At 46.1% G+C, this 16,530-nt stretch carries 10 protein-coding genes; 5 read left to right on the forward strand and 5 right to left on the reverse strand.

Annotated elements, in window-relative coordinates:
- Positions 1 to 68 precede the first annotated feature (68 nt).
- From AB4875_RS00470 to AB4875_RS00480, 3 genes are all read right to left on the reverse strand, one after another.
- Positions 69 to 968 (reverse strand): WD40/YVTN/BNR-like repeat-containing protein, encoded by a 900-nt coding sequence (locus AB4875_RS00470; protein WP_368374062.1) that lies wholly within the window; start codon positions 966 to 968, stop codon positions 69 to 71.
- Positions 969 to 1,112: 144 nt separating this feature from the next.
- Positions 1,113 to 2,501 (reverse strand): DUF1329 domain-containing protein, encoded by a 1,389-nt coding sequence (locus AB4875_RS00475; RefSeq protein ID WP_368374063.1) that lies wholly within the window; start codon positions 2,499 to 2,501, stop codon positions 1,113 to 1,115.
- Positions 2,502 to 2,575: 74 nt separating this feature from the next.
- On the reverse strand, positions 2,576 to 5,056 hold the full coding sequence (locus AB4875_RS00480; RefSeq protein WP_368374064.1) for an efflux RND transporter permease subunit: 2,481 nt from the start codon (positions 5,054 to 5,056) through the stop codon (positions 2,576 to 2,578).
- A gap of 806 nt (positions 5,057 to 5,862) precedes the next feature.
- On the opposite strand from AB4875_RS00480, the gene AB4875_RS00485 reads away from it, so the two are divergent.
- From AB4875_RS00485 to AB4875_RS00495, 3 genes are all read left to right on the forward strand, one after another.
- Positions 5,863 to 6,186: a 2Fe-2S iron-sulfur cluster-binding protein gene (locus tag AB4875_RS00485; protein WP_368374065.1), complete on the forward strand. Its 324-nt coding sequence runs from the start codon at positions 5,863 to 5,865 to the stop codon at positions 6,184 to 6,186.
- 24 nt (positions 6,187 to 6,210) lie between these two features.
- Entirely contained in the window at positions 6,211 to 7,479 is a 1,269-nt protein-coding gene (locus AB4875_RS00490) for a cytochrome P450 (protein WP_368374066.1), read from the forward strand.
- Positions 7,480 to 7,754: 275 nt separating this feature from the next.
- On the forward strand, positions 7,755 to 9,878 hold the full coding sequence (locus AB4875_RS00495) for a PQQ-dependent dehydrogenase, methanol/ethanol family (RefSeq protein ID WP_368374067.1): 2,124 nt from the start codon (positions 7,755 to 7,757) through the stop codon (positions 9,876 to 9,878).
- A gap of 151 nt (positions 9,879 to 10,029) precedes the next feature.
- Here the strand turns inward: AB4875_RS00495 and AB4875_RS00500 are convergent, their stop codons facing one another.
- Entirely contained in the window at positions 10,030 to 11,061 is a 1,032-nt protein-coding gene (locus AB4875_RS00500; RefSeq protein ID WP_368374068.1) for an AraC family transcriptional regulator, read from the reverse strand.
- Positions 11,062 to 11,643: 582 nt separating this feature from the next.
- Between AB4875_RS00500 and AB4875_RS00505 the strand changes: the two genes are divergently transcribed.
- Positions 11,644 to 14,430, forward strand: a complete 2,787-nt coding sequence (locus tag AB4875_RS00505) for a winged helix-turn-helix domain-containing protein (RefSeq protein ID WP_368374069.1) — start codon at positions 11,644 to 11,646, stop codon at positions 14,428 to 14,430.
- Positions 14,431 to 14,651: 221 nt separating this feature from the next.
- Here the strand turns inward: AB4875_RS00505 and AB4875_RS00510 are convergent, their stop codons facing one another.
- Positions 14,652 to 15,923 (reverse strand): OmpP1/FadL family transporter, encoded by a 1,272-nt coding sequence (locus AB4875_RS00510; protein WP_368374070.1) that lies wholly within the window; start codon positions 15,921 to 15,923, stop codon positions 14,652 to 14,654.
- Positions 15,924 to 16,290: 367 nt separating this feature from the next.
- Between AB4875_RS00510 and AB4875_RS00515 the strand changes: the two genes are divergently transcribed.
- On the forward strand, positions 16,291 to 16,512 hold the full coding sequence (locus tag AB4875_RS00515; protein ID WP_368374071.1) for a Sec-independent protein translocase subunit TatA: 222 nt from the start codon (positions 16,291 to 16,293) through the stop codon (positions 16,510 to 16,512).
- Positions 16,513 to 16,530 lie beyond the last annotated feature (18 nt).

The raw sequence follows: 16,530 nt of genomic DNA on the forward strand, positions 1-16,530 counted from the left end.
TTACCCCAATATCTAAGCTAGTTTTATCCTGCGATAAATTCTTACTTTTTATTTTAACTAGATTACTTTCACTCTATTTTAATGATGTTTCCTTTATTCCCCGCCACTAGCACTCCAGCTCCGGCGCTAGGAATAGCGACCGAACCATACCATCCAGTCTGAATATCCAGACCGACAACCGACCTCCAGCTTTCCCCATCATTAGTGCTCATAATGATATCGCGCATTCCCGGCGCGACTATCAGCCCGTTAGACTTAGTTTTCACAGATAATAGATTTTGGTGTGTAACGCGGCGAAGCTCTTCCCAGCTACTGCCATAATCTCGACTTCTTAGCATGAAGCCCTCTTGACCCACGGCGTAAGCCACACCATCTGATCGCATATCGATAGCAGACAAGGTCGGAGATACACCGTCTTCTGAGCTACCTCCCGCGTTTGAGACAGTCCAGGTAGACCCTTGATCATCCGAATTCATGATCAGGGCTAGCTCACCAACCACCCACGCACGACCTGACTCGCTGACCTTTACACCATAAATACTCGGATCAAAGAGTCCACCCAGCCGATTGTCCGGATCGTCAAAAATACCAGCCCAACTTGGGGCGACCGACTGCCAACTATTACCGCCATCAACAGAACGTAATAGCGTGCCAAATGAACCTGCTACGATTGCGTATCCACTATTGTTGATATCGACAGCGAATAATCGCTCCTTTGTGCCGCTTTCAACTTGGCGCCAGTCACCTTCACTATTGCGAACTAAAATGACACCATACTGACCTACAGCAACCACGCTAGTATCACTAAAGCTCACGCTAAGCAAAGCTAGGGAGTTATCACTGCGCTCACGCTGCCAAGTTACGCCATCATCGGCTGTGTGATAGATATCTCCGGCCGCACCGACCGCAAAGCCCTCTTGTCCCCGTATATCTATATCAAACAATGCTTCGTGGGCTGTCCCGCTCACAACCGGGCTCGCGTTAATTGACGCTGAGTGAGCGGAAAAACTTGAACAAATTAGCATCGCAAAAAATAAAATTATTTTTGAATTTTTCATTATCAAGAGATTACCTATAAAAATATTGCCGCAGGAATCCCTGCGGCGATAAAATTAGACCTGCCCTAAACGCTGCAAGGCCTGCTGGGTAAAGAATCGGCTATATGCCTTCTCTTGATCGGCGGCGAACTCTGATTTATGACCGCCACCATTTTCTTTGTTGTGATTGATGCGACTCATTCGTCCAGTCTGCGCGTCATAGGAATGAATATTGGTCCATGACCATGCTGGGGTCTTACCATCTGGTCCAAACTCGACCTTGTCACCAAGCTTGTACTGCCCAAAGTTGGTTTCAAAATTGACCCATGGTTTATCCTGACGGTCGAAGCGAATATTGCCGCAATACATATTGTTACGCACATCGACATAGGCCAGCCTTCTGCCCACTGGAGCGCGGGGATAGCCTGTTGGCTTAGATTCCAATATTGCAACCTCGGGCGCTAACTCATAGTCGGTATCCCAGAAAGTATCGCCCTTTGGACCACCGTGAGTGTCTGCGCGCCAATTGTCTTTGTCACCATTCCACTTAGCATTGAAACCACCTAACATTGGCTTTCGCTCAATTATTTTGTAGTCGCCCCACGTCAACATTGGATCACCAGCTGCCCATGGATCTGTCAGGAACCAGGTCACGCCCGGAATAAGCGGCTCGAATCGTTGGTTAGTTGGGAACTGCCGTACACGTCTAAACTGTGGTAAATATCCATAAAGGTCAGGGAATTTACGCTGATCGTAATACCAGGTAGACAAGAATGAACTACCGGCAACATCCTGGGTTGACGTAAAGAAGACCGTCTGCAGTCGGATTAAATCGTCCATGCCCATAAATGCTTTACCATCCATGCGCGCCTGCATCTGGAGCTCGGCCCAAATAAACTCATAATCGTAGGCTTTTGAACCATCGGGGTTTAACACCGTATCGTTAACCGCGTATTGATTGTAATCTGCGCGGCCCCAGCTCATCGCTAGATTGGCCTGGATTTCAGGCCCGGTCCGGGGGTTTGGGAAAGGTAGCCCGCCGACCCAGTTCCCACCTTTGTTAGTCTTAACATTGCCCGTCTTATCAAAAACGGCAGATATACCATTATTCATGTTGTACAGCGTTCGCTCATAGAACTCTGTAGGGAACATCGCACTAAAGTCTTTGGTAGTTGGACGAATTTTGATTCGTCTTCCCATTGTCTTAATTTGGTCAAATACGATCGGGTCTAGGAGTTCTTTGGCGTGATCCACATTTTCAGCAGTCAGAAAGTCACCCGTACTTATTTTTCCCTTGGTATACATGTCTATCGACATCAGCTCGTCGGGATAGACTTTTGCTAGATCACCATTTGAAGCAAAAATTTTATTCAAGGGCATTAACACGCCAGCTGCTGCGCCGGCAGCCAGATTTTTCATAAGCTGGCGACGGCCATAATCATGATCGTATTTTCTAATTATCATATTTATTATCTCCAATATTAATTTTTATTCTATCTACATATCACATACTAAACGTCACGCTTCACACCTTCTTTTTAACGAGCTACAAGTACTGCGTCTCCTCCTTGATAGTCGATAATTTCTTCTGATTTCTTCTCAGTATCTTTATCTTCCAAGAATATACTTAGATCAATTCCCTCTCCGATCATAAGGTCATTTCTGCTAGCAAAATGGGGCTTGATCAGCCAAACAAGCAGAGGAAGAACAACTAAGGAGAGAACCATATTGATAAGCATAATTGCGACTAACAGCAGCCCCATATCAGCCATAAACTTAAGGTCAGATAGCAAGTACCAAGGCATTATGCCAATCAACATAATTGTTGCCGTGAACATGATTGCCTTGCCGGTAGTTGTAATTGACCGCGTAATTGCATCGGCCCAGCCAACTTCCGGGGTGTATTCCTCGCAAATCCTGGACATCAAATAGATACCGTAATCGATACCTACCCCGACGCCGAGCACCGCTACCATTACCGAATTTATATCTAAGCCAATACCCAATACATGCATAGTTGCCGATAACATGAAATTTGAGATATTAACCGGGATAAGTATGATCAGCGCTGCCACAATAGACTTGTATGCATATGCAACAACGCCAAATATAGCGATGTTCAAGAGACCGAGAATTAACCAGTGATAGCGGCTTACTACCGAGTTCATCGCCTGCTGAAGCGCGATAGTTCCAGAACCCATTCTGACGGTGAAGTCGGCGTGCTCCACACCTACGCTATCAACCGCACGCTGAGCACTCGCCAGTGCAGCATCAACTGTTTCCTGTTTATTATCTTTATACCAAAGCGAAATGGTTGAGTTTTGAAATTCGAAATCTGAAATGTGAGAGAAGTTTACGGGGTTAGTGCCAAATACCACCGCTGTGCCTGCCGCTCTTACAGCTGCCGCAGTAGGATCTAGCGGCAACCATTTTGGATCGCCCCCGGAAAACAATCGGTTTGACTCCATCATATAATCGGCAAACGACAATGTTGCTCTGGGAGCCAGCACCTCATCCGACTCAACCATAGACTGAATCGCCAAGGAAACCCGAACAGCCTCCGGTGTTCTGACCACGCGATTATTAATATCGCGAGTTTTCGATTCAAGAATTATTTCAAGTGTGTTAACCCCAGGAAAGTGGCTATTCACAGCGCGTATTGCGGTATTAAAGTCCGAGTCCTCCCAAAGGATATTTGAGCCCTCAACAGGATTACCAATTTTAATCTGCATGGCGATACCAATTGCCACCACCGTGGCAACCGTTGCAACAACCGCCGTCACCTTGGCACGCTTTCCGTGAGTAACCTTGGCTATCGCGTTTAGTAATTTAAGCTGAAGACCCTGAACACCCGATGAGACTTCATCCTGGGAAGTCAAAGCGTCAATATTTTTTGGGGTTGGTAAGTACGACAGCACAATAGATATAAGAAACACGCCGGTGGGGATAATGCTAATAGCCCAAAACCCGGTAAACAGCGCAAACCTTTCCATAGCCGGGATCGGCGCCAACGCAATAAATACAATGCCCAATGTATCCGTGACAACGCCGAGAATCGAAGGCGCCATCATGACCCCCATCGTCACTTCGGCCGCCTTCTTCTTATCTTGTAAGTGGGCGTAGATTTCGTAATAACGCTCACTAAATTGAACGCAGTGAGAGAATGATCGAGCCACCAGCAGAAGGGGCACAATCATTAATAGCGGTTCGATAGGTGACGATATCCAACCAACCATACCAAAGCCCCATACTGCGGCAACGGTACTACAGATTATCGGCGTTAATGTACCTGCGATATTGCGCATATATAAGGCCAGCGCAATAATTAGCGCACATACCGTAATACCGAAAATCATATAAGTTTGATTTTGTAGCTTGTACACCCATCCTGTCAGTATTGGCTGACCGACGACGTAGACTTCGTGATTGTCATCTCGATATTCCTTAGCCAGCATTTGCACGGACTTGAACACCACATCGTAATCTAATAGATCTTCTATAAACGCCGCGGTAATCAAGGTGGCCGACTCGTCGCCAGACACATAGAAAGTGCGGACATTGGGGCTCTGCTCAACATTTAGGCGGAATTTGTCTAACTCTTTCTGGCTCGACGGCACCGAGTCGCCCATTAACGGCTTCATATCAATACCGTAAGGCGTCGCCTCCGCGTAACGCGCTTTCTCGGTCGCTATTGAAATCAGAGAGTCGTGGTTTATGCCGGGGGTTAAATCAATGGCGCGGGTGAAATCCCATACCTTTTGAAGGGTATCGGTATTATATATATCGCCATCCTTACGCTTTATCATGACCGTGACGGTTAGTGGATTACCGAAGTTTGGGTGATCCTTAAAAACCTGAACATATGGATCATCTGCCGGCAGCAGATCTGAGAATATCGTCTTTATTGTTAAGCCTTGAATACCAACTGCGAAAAAAACGGTTATAGCAAGAAATATAAGCGCCACCACCAACCTGTGGCGCATTATCAACGCCGCAAGTCGAAAACGATAATTGTCCATTCCCCATCCTCATTTATTATATTTTGGTAAATGCTAGGAATTTATTTCAACCAATTTCTTATTATCGATGCCGGGCTGAAATACCATCCCACATTGCCATATTCTTATCATATTCACTGATAACCGAAGCTCGGTGCTTCTTTCGGTCGACCCGACAAAGCACCGACACAGCGCATTATCAGTAGTGATGACCCAGCTTTTAAGCAAGCCCCAGTCATCGCTCTTGCACACTAATAGAGTTAACCGTGACTCTTTCAGTTGCTCAGATACGCATACCTAGCCTTGGCTTTATAGTTGCACATCAAATTACGCGGCGCCCAAACCTTTTGATGGGGTATTGGTGAAAACTTGCTATGAGAGCACCTATCTAATGATAGGTATTTGAAGAGAAATACAGAAAAGAAGCTTATCGCAGCTTTTATCCTTGCATTATCACGGAAGAGACATTAAACATAATATTCAGCGCCGTGCAGATTACAGCGACCGCAGTTACCAAAAGACAAACAATTGTCCCAATAAGATAATATGATTTTTTGTTTTTAGTATTTACTAGGCCCATGCACTGACCTGCGTTTACTGCATAAAGAAGAATAGTTAGATTTAAAAAATTTCCATATAAGGGTGGCCCGCTGTTGAGTATCTGACATCCTAGTTTTCAGCTGTGATCAGTTATTATTTTTTATAACACGCCACTGAATTCTGAGAATTGAAGATGATTAGTCTCATGGAATATTTCTAGTGATACTTATTAGTATCATTTCCTCAAGACTGAGTTCACTAGAACCACTTTCACTTACAGGACGATTATGATGATAAAAATAAATTACATTGATCACACCGGCTCCACATTTGAGATTGGCGCGTCTGAAGGCGAGACATTGATGAGCGCAGCAACGAACAACCTAATCCCAGGCATTGATGGTGATTGCGGGGGAAACTGCGCCTGCGGGACATGCCATGTCATTATTGACGAAAATTGGACTAGCCGACTTGATAGCCAAAATTCCGAAGAAATCTCATTACTGCAAATGACCCCAGATTTCAACGAACGCTCAAGACTTGCCTGCCAAATAGTCATCACCAAAGAGCTGCACGGAATTGTCGTCAACCTCCCAGAACACCAAATGTAAAAGACTTTCCAAAAGGAGCATAACATGAACATCCCTATAAAAACTCCGCTCGTGCCAGACCCCTATTCATTGGATTTGGAAGAACTCGATTTTAGTAGCGGCCGCCTCTTTGAAAGCGATGCATGGCAGGCTTACTTCTCACGCCTTCGAGATGAAGACCCAGTACATTTTCAGAACGAGAGTCCATTTGGGCCTTTTTGGTCGGTTACTCGTTACGAAGACATTCTATATGTCGACAAACATCATGAGATATTTTCTTCTGAGCCGGGGATACTTATCGGCGACTTTGAGGATGAAATACCGCTCGAAATGTTTATCGCTATGGATCCACCTAGACACGATCAGCAGAGAATGGCCGTGCAATCCGTAGTGGCGCCTAAGAATCTCGCCGCAATGGAATCATTAATTCGGACTCGTGTTTGCAAGATTTTAGATGACCTACCATTAAACGAGGAGTTTAACTGGGTAGATAAAGTATCTATCGAGTTAACCTCGCAGATGCTAGCCACTCTGTTTAACTTTCCATTCGAAGACCGCCGCAAACTAACCTACTGGTCGGACTTGGCGACAGGCACACCCGAACTTACAGACGGAGATTTTACTACAGAAGAACGCGCCGCTGGCTTAGGTGATTGCTTAGAAACCTTCCAGAAGTTGTGGATGCAGCGCCTGGCAGAGGATAAGCCCGATGGCGAAACTGGTCTAGATTTGATTTCATTAATGCAAGCAAACGATGAAACCAAAGATATGATGGACCGGCCTATGGAATTACTCGGCAACTTAGTGCTCCTCATTGTAGGCGGCAATGACACTACCCGAAATAGCTTAACCGGTGGCGTTTTTGCGCTAAATAAATTTCCTGATGAATTCAAGAAACTTAAGGCCAATCCATCCATCATCCCAAATATGATTTCAGAAATCATCCGCTGGCAAACACCGCTGGCCCACATGCGCCGGATAGCCAACCATGACGTTACCCTTGGCGGTAAGTCGATTAAAGCGGGCGACAAGGTGGTCATGTGGTACGCGTCGGGTAATCGTGACGAAAGCGTTTTCGAAAACCCCAACGACCTCATCATAGATCGTAAAAATGCGCGTAGCCATCTGTCTTTCGGCTATGGTATACACCGCTGCATGGGTAACCGACTAGCGGAAATGCAATTGCGAATTGTCTGGGAAGAGATCTTGAATCGGTTCTCGAATGTTGAGGTGGTTAGTGGGCCCGTAGGCATAAAATCGAACTTTGCCAAAGGTTATAGTTATATGGGTGTTAAATTGTCGCCTCTTAGCTAGACGGCGGCCATGGTCTCTGTGCACGGCCCAGCTGCGCGCAGAGACTAACTATTTTCCATAAAAATAACGATGTGCCGTATTTTATATTGATTCACTAATTTTTACTTCTCTCAGGCTTATAAGTAAATGGCCAACACACTCACAGTAGTTGACTGGAAGTATGAAAATGGCCTCTGAGGCTAATTTAGGTTTTCAGTGCTAACGGTTCACGAGCATCTTATTTCACGCTCCGGACTTGTAGAAAGTTTTCCATTTTATCCATGGAGTTAATAATAATGACCCTAAAATTTACCCGCTTGCATGGGGGCACTATCGCACTTAGTCTGTTCTCACTGCTGCTGCTTGCCTGCTCTTACGTTCCCTTTCCAAAGCTTACAACTGAAGCGTCTGAACCCGCTGTGGAATGGAGTAAACACGGGGGCGGCGATGCCGAACAGCGTTTTTCGCCCCTACAAGAAATTACCCCTGAGAATATTTCCGATCTTGGCCTGGCATGGTCTTTCGATCTTGGCGTTAGTCGCGGCATCGAATCAACACCGCTGGTCATTGACGGCATTATCTATGTTACGGCGACATGGAATATCGTGTCAGCTCTGGACGCCAGAACCGGCACCATGCTCTGGCAGTTCGACCCCAAAGTCGATCGTAGTAAAGCCGCAGATGCGTGCTGCGACGCGGTGAATCGCGGCGTAGCCTATGCCGACGGAAAAGTAATTACCGGCACTATTGATGGCCGCTTGCTAGCCCTAGACGCCAAAACTGGCGCTAAATTATGGGACGTGGTGACGGTTGATCAAAGCAAGCCTTACACCATTACCGGGGCACCCCGTATTGTTAAGGGCAAGGTCTTTATTGGCAACGGCGGCGCAGAATATGGCGTACGTGGATATATGTCCGCCTACGATATTAACAACGGCAAGATGCTTTGGCGCTTTTACACTGTACCCGGTAAGCCGGCGGACGGGTTTGAGAACGCTGCCATGGCTAAAGCGGCCGAGACGTGGACGGGAGAATGGTGGAAGTTCGGCGGCGGTGGCACGGTGTGGGATTCTATGGCCTACGACCCGGAGCTAGACCTACTGTATATCGGCGTTGGGAATGGCTCGCCTTGGAATCAAAGCATACGCAGCCCAGATGGTGGCGATAATCTCTATCTGTCGTCGATCGTTGCGCTACGCCCCGATACCGGTGAGTATGTTTGGCACTATCAAACCACGCCGGGTGATTCTTGGGACTACACCGCCACTCAACACATGATTCTTGCGGATCTAGAGATCGACGGCAAAGCCCGTAAAGTTATTATGCAGGCGCCTAAAAATGGCTTCTTCTACGTGATAGACCGGGCCACTGGCAAATTACTGTCGGCGGAAAATTACGTGCCGGTGAATTGGGCAACTCATATTGATCTAGCGACCGGTAGGCCGGTGGAGAACCCCGACGCACGCTATGGAAGTCAAGCACCACATACTCAAATGCCCGGTCCATTTGGCGGACACAACTGGCACCCCATGGCCTTTAGTCCCGATACCGGTTTGGTATATATACCAGCCATAGAAACGCCGTTCGTATATGCCAAAGATGAGGATTTTAAATACACAGAAGGTCGCTGGAATACCGGCGCCGACATGACTAAGACATCGCTACCCTCGGATGAAGCTGACTTCAAGGCTATTAAAGCGCTGCTCAAAGGGCGCTTGATCGCTTGGGATCCAAAAAAGCAGCAACGTGCCTGGCAGGTTGAGCACGATAGTCCCTGGAACGGCGGCGTGCTTGCCACAGCCGGGGGGCTAGTATTTCAGGGCAACGCCGGTGCCAAGCTAGTCGCCTATCGCGCAGACAATGGCGAGCCGCTCTGGGACTTTTTTGCACAGACTGGCATCGTTGCACCACCGATCAGCTATGAACTGGATGGCGAGCAATATATCGCCGTTGCGTCGGGCTGGGGCGGCACATTTGCCTTGCTGTATGGCGGAGTACTTCCCCAAGAGGAAGCCACACCCGGTGTTAGCCGAGGAGTGGGGCGATTAATGGTCTTCAAACTGGGAGCAAAAGCCGAACTGCCAGCCCTGCGAAATTTAGTGGTCAACAAACCAACACCACCAAAGTCTGAGGCTGACGCCGCAACTATTGCGAGTGGCAAACAACTTTATGATGTTAACTGCGCGGTCTGTCACGGCGATCACGCTATTTCTAGTGGCCTAGTACCTGACCTGCGCTGGACACCTTATCTTAGTAGCGATCAAGCCTTAGGCCTTGTTGCCCATGAAGGTATCTCAAGTGCCAAAGGTATGCCGTCATTTAGTAATGTACTTAACAAAAATGACCTAAATACTATACGAGCGTATATTGTATCTCGTGCCCACGAGAGTTTTGAGGGTAAAGAAAGCACAAGGCAATAACGTAGATCCTTAGTCCTTATCCCAACTATTGCTCTGCATGAGACTTCCACCTTCCATAAGAAGGATGGAAGTCTCAGCACAGATAGATATTGCAAAGACTATCAAGACCCTGATTTGGTATTTCACAGTCAATATCGGGCTCCGACCTTCCTTAGTCCTCAAGGTTTCCGTGCGTCGCCCGAGACATGTATTCTCTCGGCGAAACACCAAACCACCTCTTAAATGCTCGGTTGAATGAACTTTGCTCGCTGTAGCCAAGCGCTCCGGTAATCTGCGACATCGGAATATGTTGAATCTTCAGTAATTTCTCGGCTTCTTGCTTGCGAACTTCATCGACGAGGGAATCAAAGGTGTAACCTTCCATTTGAAGCTTGCGGTGTAGCGACCTACCCTGCATGTTCATTTTCTCGGATACCAACTCACGGGTAACATGCCCCGTTGGCAGCAGCTTTTTAATTAAATGACGCGCTTGGTGGCTTGCGAGCACGATCGGGCGGGAGATGGAATCAGTCTCTATTTCCACCATCGACAAGTAGTTGGAGACCAGTTTGTGAAGACTTGGGTTCTTAGAGCTAAGCTTTAACTCCAGACATTGGGTATCTAGTTCAATTTCATCATGGTGTTGATTGAAAAAAACAGGACAATTGAAAATCGCTTGATACTGCTCTTGCGTTGAAATCATAGCGTGGCGAAAATTCACTGTGATCGGCTGTAAAAGACCACCCGTCAATAACGAAATGATGTTATAGGTACAGCCCACAGTGTGCTCAACCACTTGCTCATGACTGGAGGCATGCAAGCCGACAAAATCAAGGCAGGCATAACTCCTCTCACCCTCTTTTAAGGAAAGTACGATCGCTGGCGTATAGTGATAAAGAAACTGTCCAACGCTATTTATAATTTCTCGCACGTCAGCAGACGCCAAAGCAAGAAACGCAACCGGACCGAGGATTTCTTGATCCTGAATAGCCGCTAAGCGTAGTCCGAAGTCACTGCAATTTAGCTTGCTCGCACTATCAGAAAGTAGGCGAGTAAAATCGCCAAACGGGAAAAAATAATCCTCATCGGATAAGCGGCTACAATCGATCCCCGCGCCCGTTATGAGAGATTTATCGTCTCCGTTTAACTCACTGACAAGAGCATCAAACCCTTTTAGACAGCTACTTCTTATGCGTGCAGTCATCAGGCCTCTTACAAATCATTATAACTATTTTATTGAAACCGCTATACAAACGCCTGAAACCCATAGTGCCTGAACGACCATATTGATAGGCGCAAGTTACGGCCCTACAGGCCAATACTTTCGCTCAGTATACTTACATGGCCACTTGTGTACTAGGATCTTTGCGCGTATTAATAGTCGTGCTCCCAATAGGATTTAGGTGCTTATTCATTGTGACCTTGGCTTAGGAAGATGCATTGGGCCGGCTCTTGCTGGACTTGAATGCGCAAGCATTTTCAATAGCACGCCTCATTAAAGGACGAACATAATCAGGGGGGATACGGCCCCTGCTACGCAGATAGCAATCTAGCTCAAACTATGCCAAGCCAAGGAATAGCGACGAAATTTCTGCCCTTAATCATCGCTTCGGCAGACTTATAAATATCACCTAAAATATGCTTTAGCGATGAGTATTTAGAATCCGCTTTTCAGTCATACAAGAACTGATTTTAGCGCCGACACCTAGGCTAGACTGATGCTACTATAAGCAACAAATACAGAACGTTTATACTTTTTAGCTAATAATATATAAGGTTTTTTATCGTGAGCGCTATTACTCGTCTGGCTAGCCAATATCGCTTGATAGAATCGAAGCTGAGACCGCCGTTTCTTCGAAATGCTATTCTCTACCGCGAGCAATTAACACGCTCTATCATGCACGAGCATTCCACTTCAGGCGTGCTGACATTAGTTGCATCTGCAGGTTCTGGCAAGACCACATTGATGGCGCAGATTTTCGAGGAGAGCGAGAAAGCGGGCGAACAATGCTTCTGGTTAAGTTTAGATTCTGACGATAATGAGCCAGCGATCTTCGCCAAGTATATACTCGCCAGCAGCTGTGATATCGGCCAGAATTTTCAGGAAAGCGAGTCCGCCTTCCGCGATGCAGGACAGTCCCGAAACTATGAGCAATTTTTGGATATATTATTAACTAGATTAGTCAATGTTCAGCTTGAGACGGCGATCTTTATTGATGATTTTCAGTTCATAACAAATCCCACCATTATCAAATTCTGGAATAAGTTGCTGCAGTACTCTACACCCCTACTTCGAATTGTAATAGGGAGCCGAAATCAGTTATCTCTAGACCTTGGCCGAAAAAAGATATCTGGAATGATCACTGAGGTTAATCAAAGCGATCTCAACCTTAGCGCTAGCGAAGTTACAAGATACTTGCGTGAAGTTCATGAGACAAACGTTCCTGAACACGCAGCCGCACTACTACAGTCACTTACCGAAGGTTGGATTGCCGGCATTCAACTTGCAGCACTGGCAATTGGTCGAGATCGAGTCGACGCCGTGAGTTACATTGAAAGCTTTACAGGCAAAGATAAAATTTTAACCGAGTATCTTCTACAAACAGTTTTGCGCGAACTTCCTGTGCCAGTTCGCGAATTCTTACTCGATACTGCACCGCTAACGAGATTCACCGCAGATCTTTGCAACCATGTCTGCAAACGCAGCAATGGCAGGGAGATGCTTGAATATCTTAATCAGAGCAACTTATTCATTGTTCCAGAAGATAATGTTGAGCATTGGTATCGCTACCACCATCTATTTTCTGATTTTTTAAGGAGCGAGCTAAGGAAATCCAATCTAGAAAAATACGACATGATTTGCATCAGCGCAGCGACGTGGTGTGAGAGTGAAGACTTACTTAATGAAGCGGTTCAGTATTGCCTATTAGCAAGGGATTTTAATAAAGCAGCTGGGCTAATAACCAAAAGAGGACCAAATTTAGCCCAGCTCAGTGGCGATCACTCTACAGTACTTGATTGGATGCGCAGACTTCCTGAGGAATACCATACCTCAAGCCCCCAATTACTGCTGGTGCACGCATGGTCAAGCACCTTCTCTCGCGACCCAAAGCTGGCCGTGACTCTGTGCAGAAAAGTCTTTGCGGGGATACACGACCCCGATCTTTATGGCTGGACGTTGAATAAAGATCAGAGCGACGATGCTTTCTGGCTCGCCAAATCAATAGAGGCCATTGCAACAGTCGTATCAGATGAATTAAGTAAAAGTATAATCTTGTGCGAATCCATAATAGAAATGGCACCACCGCTGCAGTTACTCGCACTGGCGACAACTTATTCAGTGATGGCCTATGCTTGCCTGGGGCTTAGGGAGTATCAAAAAAGCGTTAATTACGCCGCAGAAGGGTATAAATATAGCATTCAGGCCGGCTCTAAATTCGCCGCAGTCTGGGCAGACTTTATTTCTGGCCTTGCCAATATTGAATTGGGCCGCCTACATAGTGCACTTGAGGATGCTGATCGCGCTTCCGCTACCGCTGGGATTGAGCATGCTCACAATGCGTATTTGCGCGCAATGGCTGACTTTATTCATAATGAAGTTAATGTTCAAAAATGCAATTTTGATGTGTTGCAACATCGATTAAAATTTACCCATACCTTTACCTCGCTATACGGGCCCGCCGAACCGCTCCTCACATCGATACGAGGGGATGCTAGACATCTCTTTTGGGTTGGAGAATTCGATAGTGCGCGCAAGATTTTGCGCAATGGTCAGGATCTCGCGCTTAGTACTAATCAATTTCGACTGCACTTTGCTTTACTCGCAGAAGAGATCGAGTTGCAACTTAGATTTGATGGCATTGACTCGGCCAAAGAAACAATCAGAAGGGTGAATTTCTATTCGTCCGATCACATCAATCTACCTATCGAATTTAAACCTTGGATCGAGGAAACAATTGCGGTTATCGAGATCCGCGTCTTGATGGCTGGCGGTAAAGTCGATGAAGCACTTGAGAGAATAAGTAATATTATTAAATCGACCATACAGACCGGCGACACAAGGGTTCGATTTTTACATAAAATGCGGTCACTCAGAGCACTTGGACTATGGCGAAACGGCTCAGCAAGAGAAGGCGTGAGGGAATTGGCGCGAGTAGTAGACGCCGCTGCTCCGGAAGATCACGCCTATGAGATAGTGATGGCTGGAAGTGAAATTCTCGCAATTCTTAAGGAGATTCAGCCTAAGAGGAAAAACCCACTAGTAGATAAGGATTTATCAGTGAAGTACGATTTTATCGAAAGGATCATATCCTCTATCAACGGTGATCTAGATACTCCCAAGCGTAAAATGGTGCTCGAAAACAGCAATATCGATGTTACCAAGTTACTAACTGGTAGGGAGCTTGATATTTTAAAACTTATCGTTCCTGGGCTTGATAATAATCAGATCGCCGGAGAGCTGCAATTATCGGTCGCCACCGTTAAATGGCATATCCACAATATATTTCAAAAGATTGGTGTTCGTAGTAGAACTGCTGCCGCTGCCTATGGACACAATGCGAACTTAAGATAGATTGACCTTCGATGCTTACTTTTAACTATGCGTATTTACTTGCGCGAATACTTGCAAGCACGCCAGTCTGGCAGCACGCTAGCCATGCTAGTTTGGACTTACCCCGCCCCACTGACTCTCGAAGGTGCTTTAGACGACCCAAGCAGGGCATAGCTAAAACCTCCGCCTGAGTGATCGTTATTGTCTTTGCCTAATTAAAGAGATCGTGTAGTTAGCAACAACTAACCGTCAAAATTATAAGTGAAACTAATACCTGCGGCATATTGATACATATGTATCATTAAGGTCTGCCCAGGCCCCAGTGGGTTGGGAGCCTTCAAAACGCCTTTTTCGACAAAATATAAAACACCGTTAATTTTCCATCTTGGCGATAACTGCTCACTGATACCCAGGGTGTAATGCCACTCAGTAATAGCCGGAGACATCAAATTCAAGAAAATCTCGGAGTCGCGAACAAAATGCTCACCATAATTCAAACCTGCTCGTAAGCTGGTAGTAGGGCGCACATCCCACTGGTAACCCAGTTTATAAATTGTCATATCTTTCCAGCCGAAGCCCGCACCACCGTCGTCGCCCAGCCGACTCGCCTTTAAGTTTGGCAAAAACCGATTCCCGGTGGATTTCACATCAGAGTAAGCGATTCGCTGAATATCAAAAACCACATTATGACTACCGCCCCGCCATGCTATGCCCACTATCAAGTTTGCCGGGATATCACGACCACCTTGCTCCGCTAGTAGCCCCGAATATTTACTCAACTTTCCCATGCGAATTTCTGATCGATAGCTGGCGCCGGCGTGTATCGACTTACTTAAACTCCCCTGCCATCCGACAGCAAGACCGTAGCCCCAGCTTTGATCTGGGCCGCGATCACTCATTTTATCTCCATTCGAGGATAATCCCGAAAATTGGGACACGCCACTGAACTCGAAGGTCTGATAGGCTAGAGTAGGAGATACACCAAAAGCATGATTTTCATTCAGGCGCCAAGAGTAGGTAGGTACAACAAATATCTGGCTCAAATCAATCCCCGCATCACCGCCGGAATAGGTGTTACTAGAATAATCCGTATTATTGCCGCTCATATACACAGAGACCCCAAGGGACGAGCCGCTTTCAAGCATTTTATTGTATCCAAAGCTTGGGATAATAAAGTATAAGTTCTTACTTCTTTGACTACCCTCAGATAGATAAAATGTACCCTCACCCGGCGACTCCACAGCGCCACCCGTGACCGTGTAGCCGCGGTGAGACGAGAATATTTCGGTACCGAAATCTAGTTTATTGCCAACCGAATTCATACCTGCCGGATTTGTTGCCCCCGCCAGGGAGTCCTGAGACCAGGCAACACCAGCACCACCCATACCCTTGTTAACAATGCCATATCCATGGGATGACAAGCCATTTGTTGCATAGCTCTCCGGAACCACAAAAAAGCACATCAACGGAATCACTATTCTAAGCCACATAACACTTATCTCAAGTTTAAGCATATAAGAACGCCAGATCTTATTTAGGGTACAGCTAGGAAAATATAGTCTTTTACTAAAGACCCTAGGAGGGTGCACTTCGGCAATTCAAATAGCTTGCCTGTAGAGGACAAGGTTTTATCATCTAAAGACATGCATTAAGATGATGCTTAACTCCTAGCTAAATTTTAAAAATAGAATTTAAATTTAAATCGGCTTTCTAATATGAGTATTGAGCAGTTATACTCATTGTGCGTAGACATTCCTGCTGCCACTTAAAACCGACAATTATAAAAAGACGGTTATTACGGGGATGCAAAGCAGAATTTTCAGTTAAAATTATCTCAGACGTACGATCTTATACGTCATCAATTACTTGCAGAGATTATTTATGGGTATCGGCGGAATCAGTATCTGGCAACTACTTATAGTTTTAGCCATAATTGTTTTACTATTTGGCACAAAAAAAATTGGCACCTTGGGCAGCGATCTGGGCAGCGCATTACGGGGTTTCAAAGACGGCATGAAAGGATTTGATCAAAAAACAAAAGAAGATGACGAGCAAATCAACTCGGCGGAAGTGTTAAGCGAGAATAAGAATCGTCCAGAATAGCAAGCTACTCCTCTGCGT

It is taken from the genome of Zhongshania sp. R06B22, assembly GCF_040892595.1.
GTDB classification, from domain to species: Bacteria; Pseudomonadota; Gammaproteobacteria; order Pseudomonadales; family Spongiibacteraceae; genus Spongiibacter; species Spongiibacter arctica.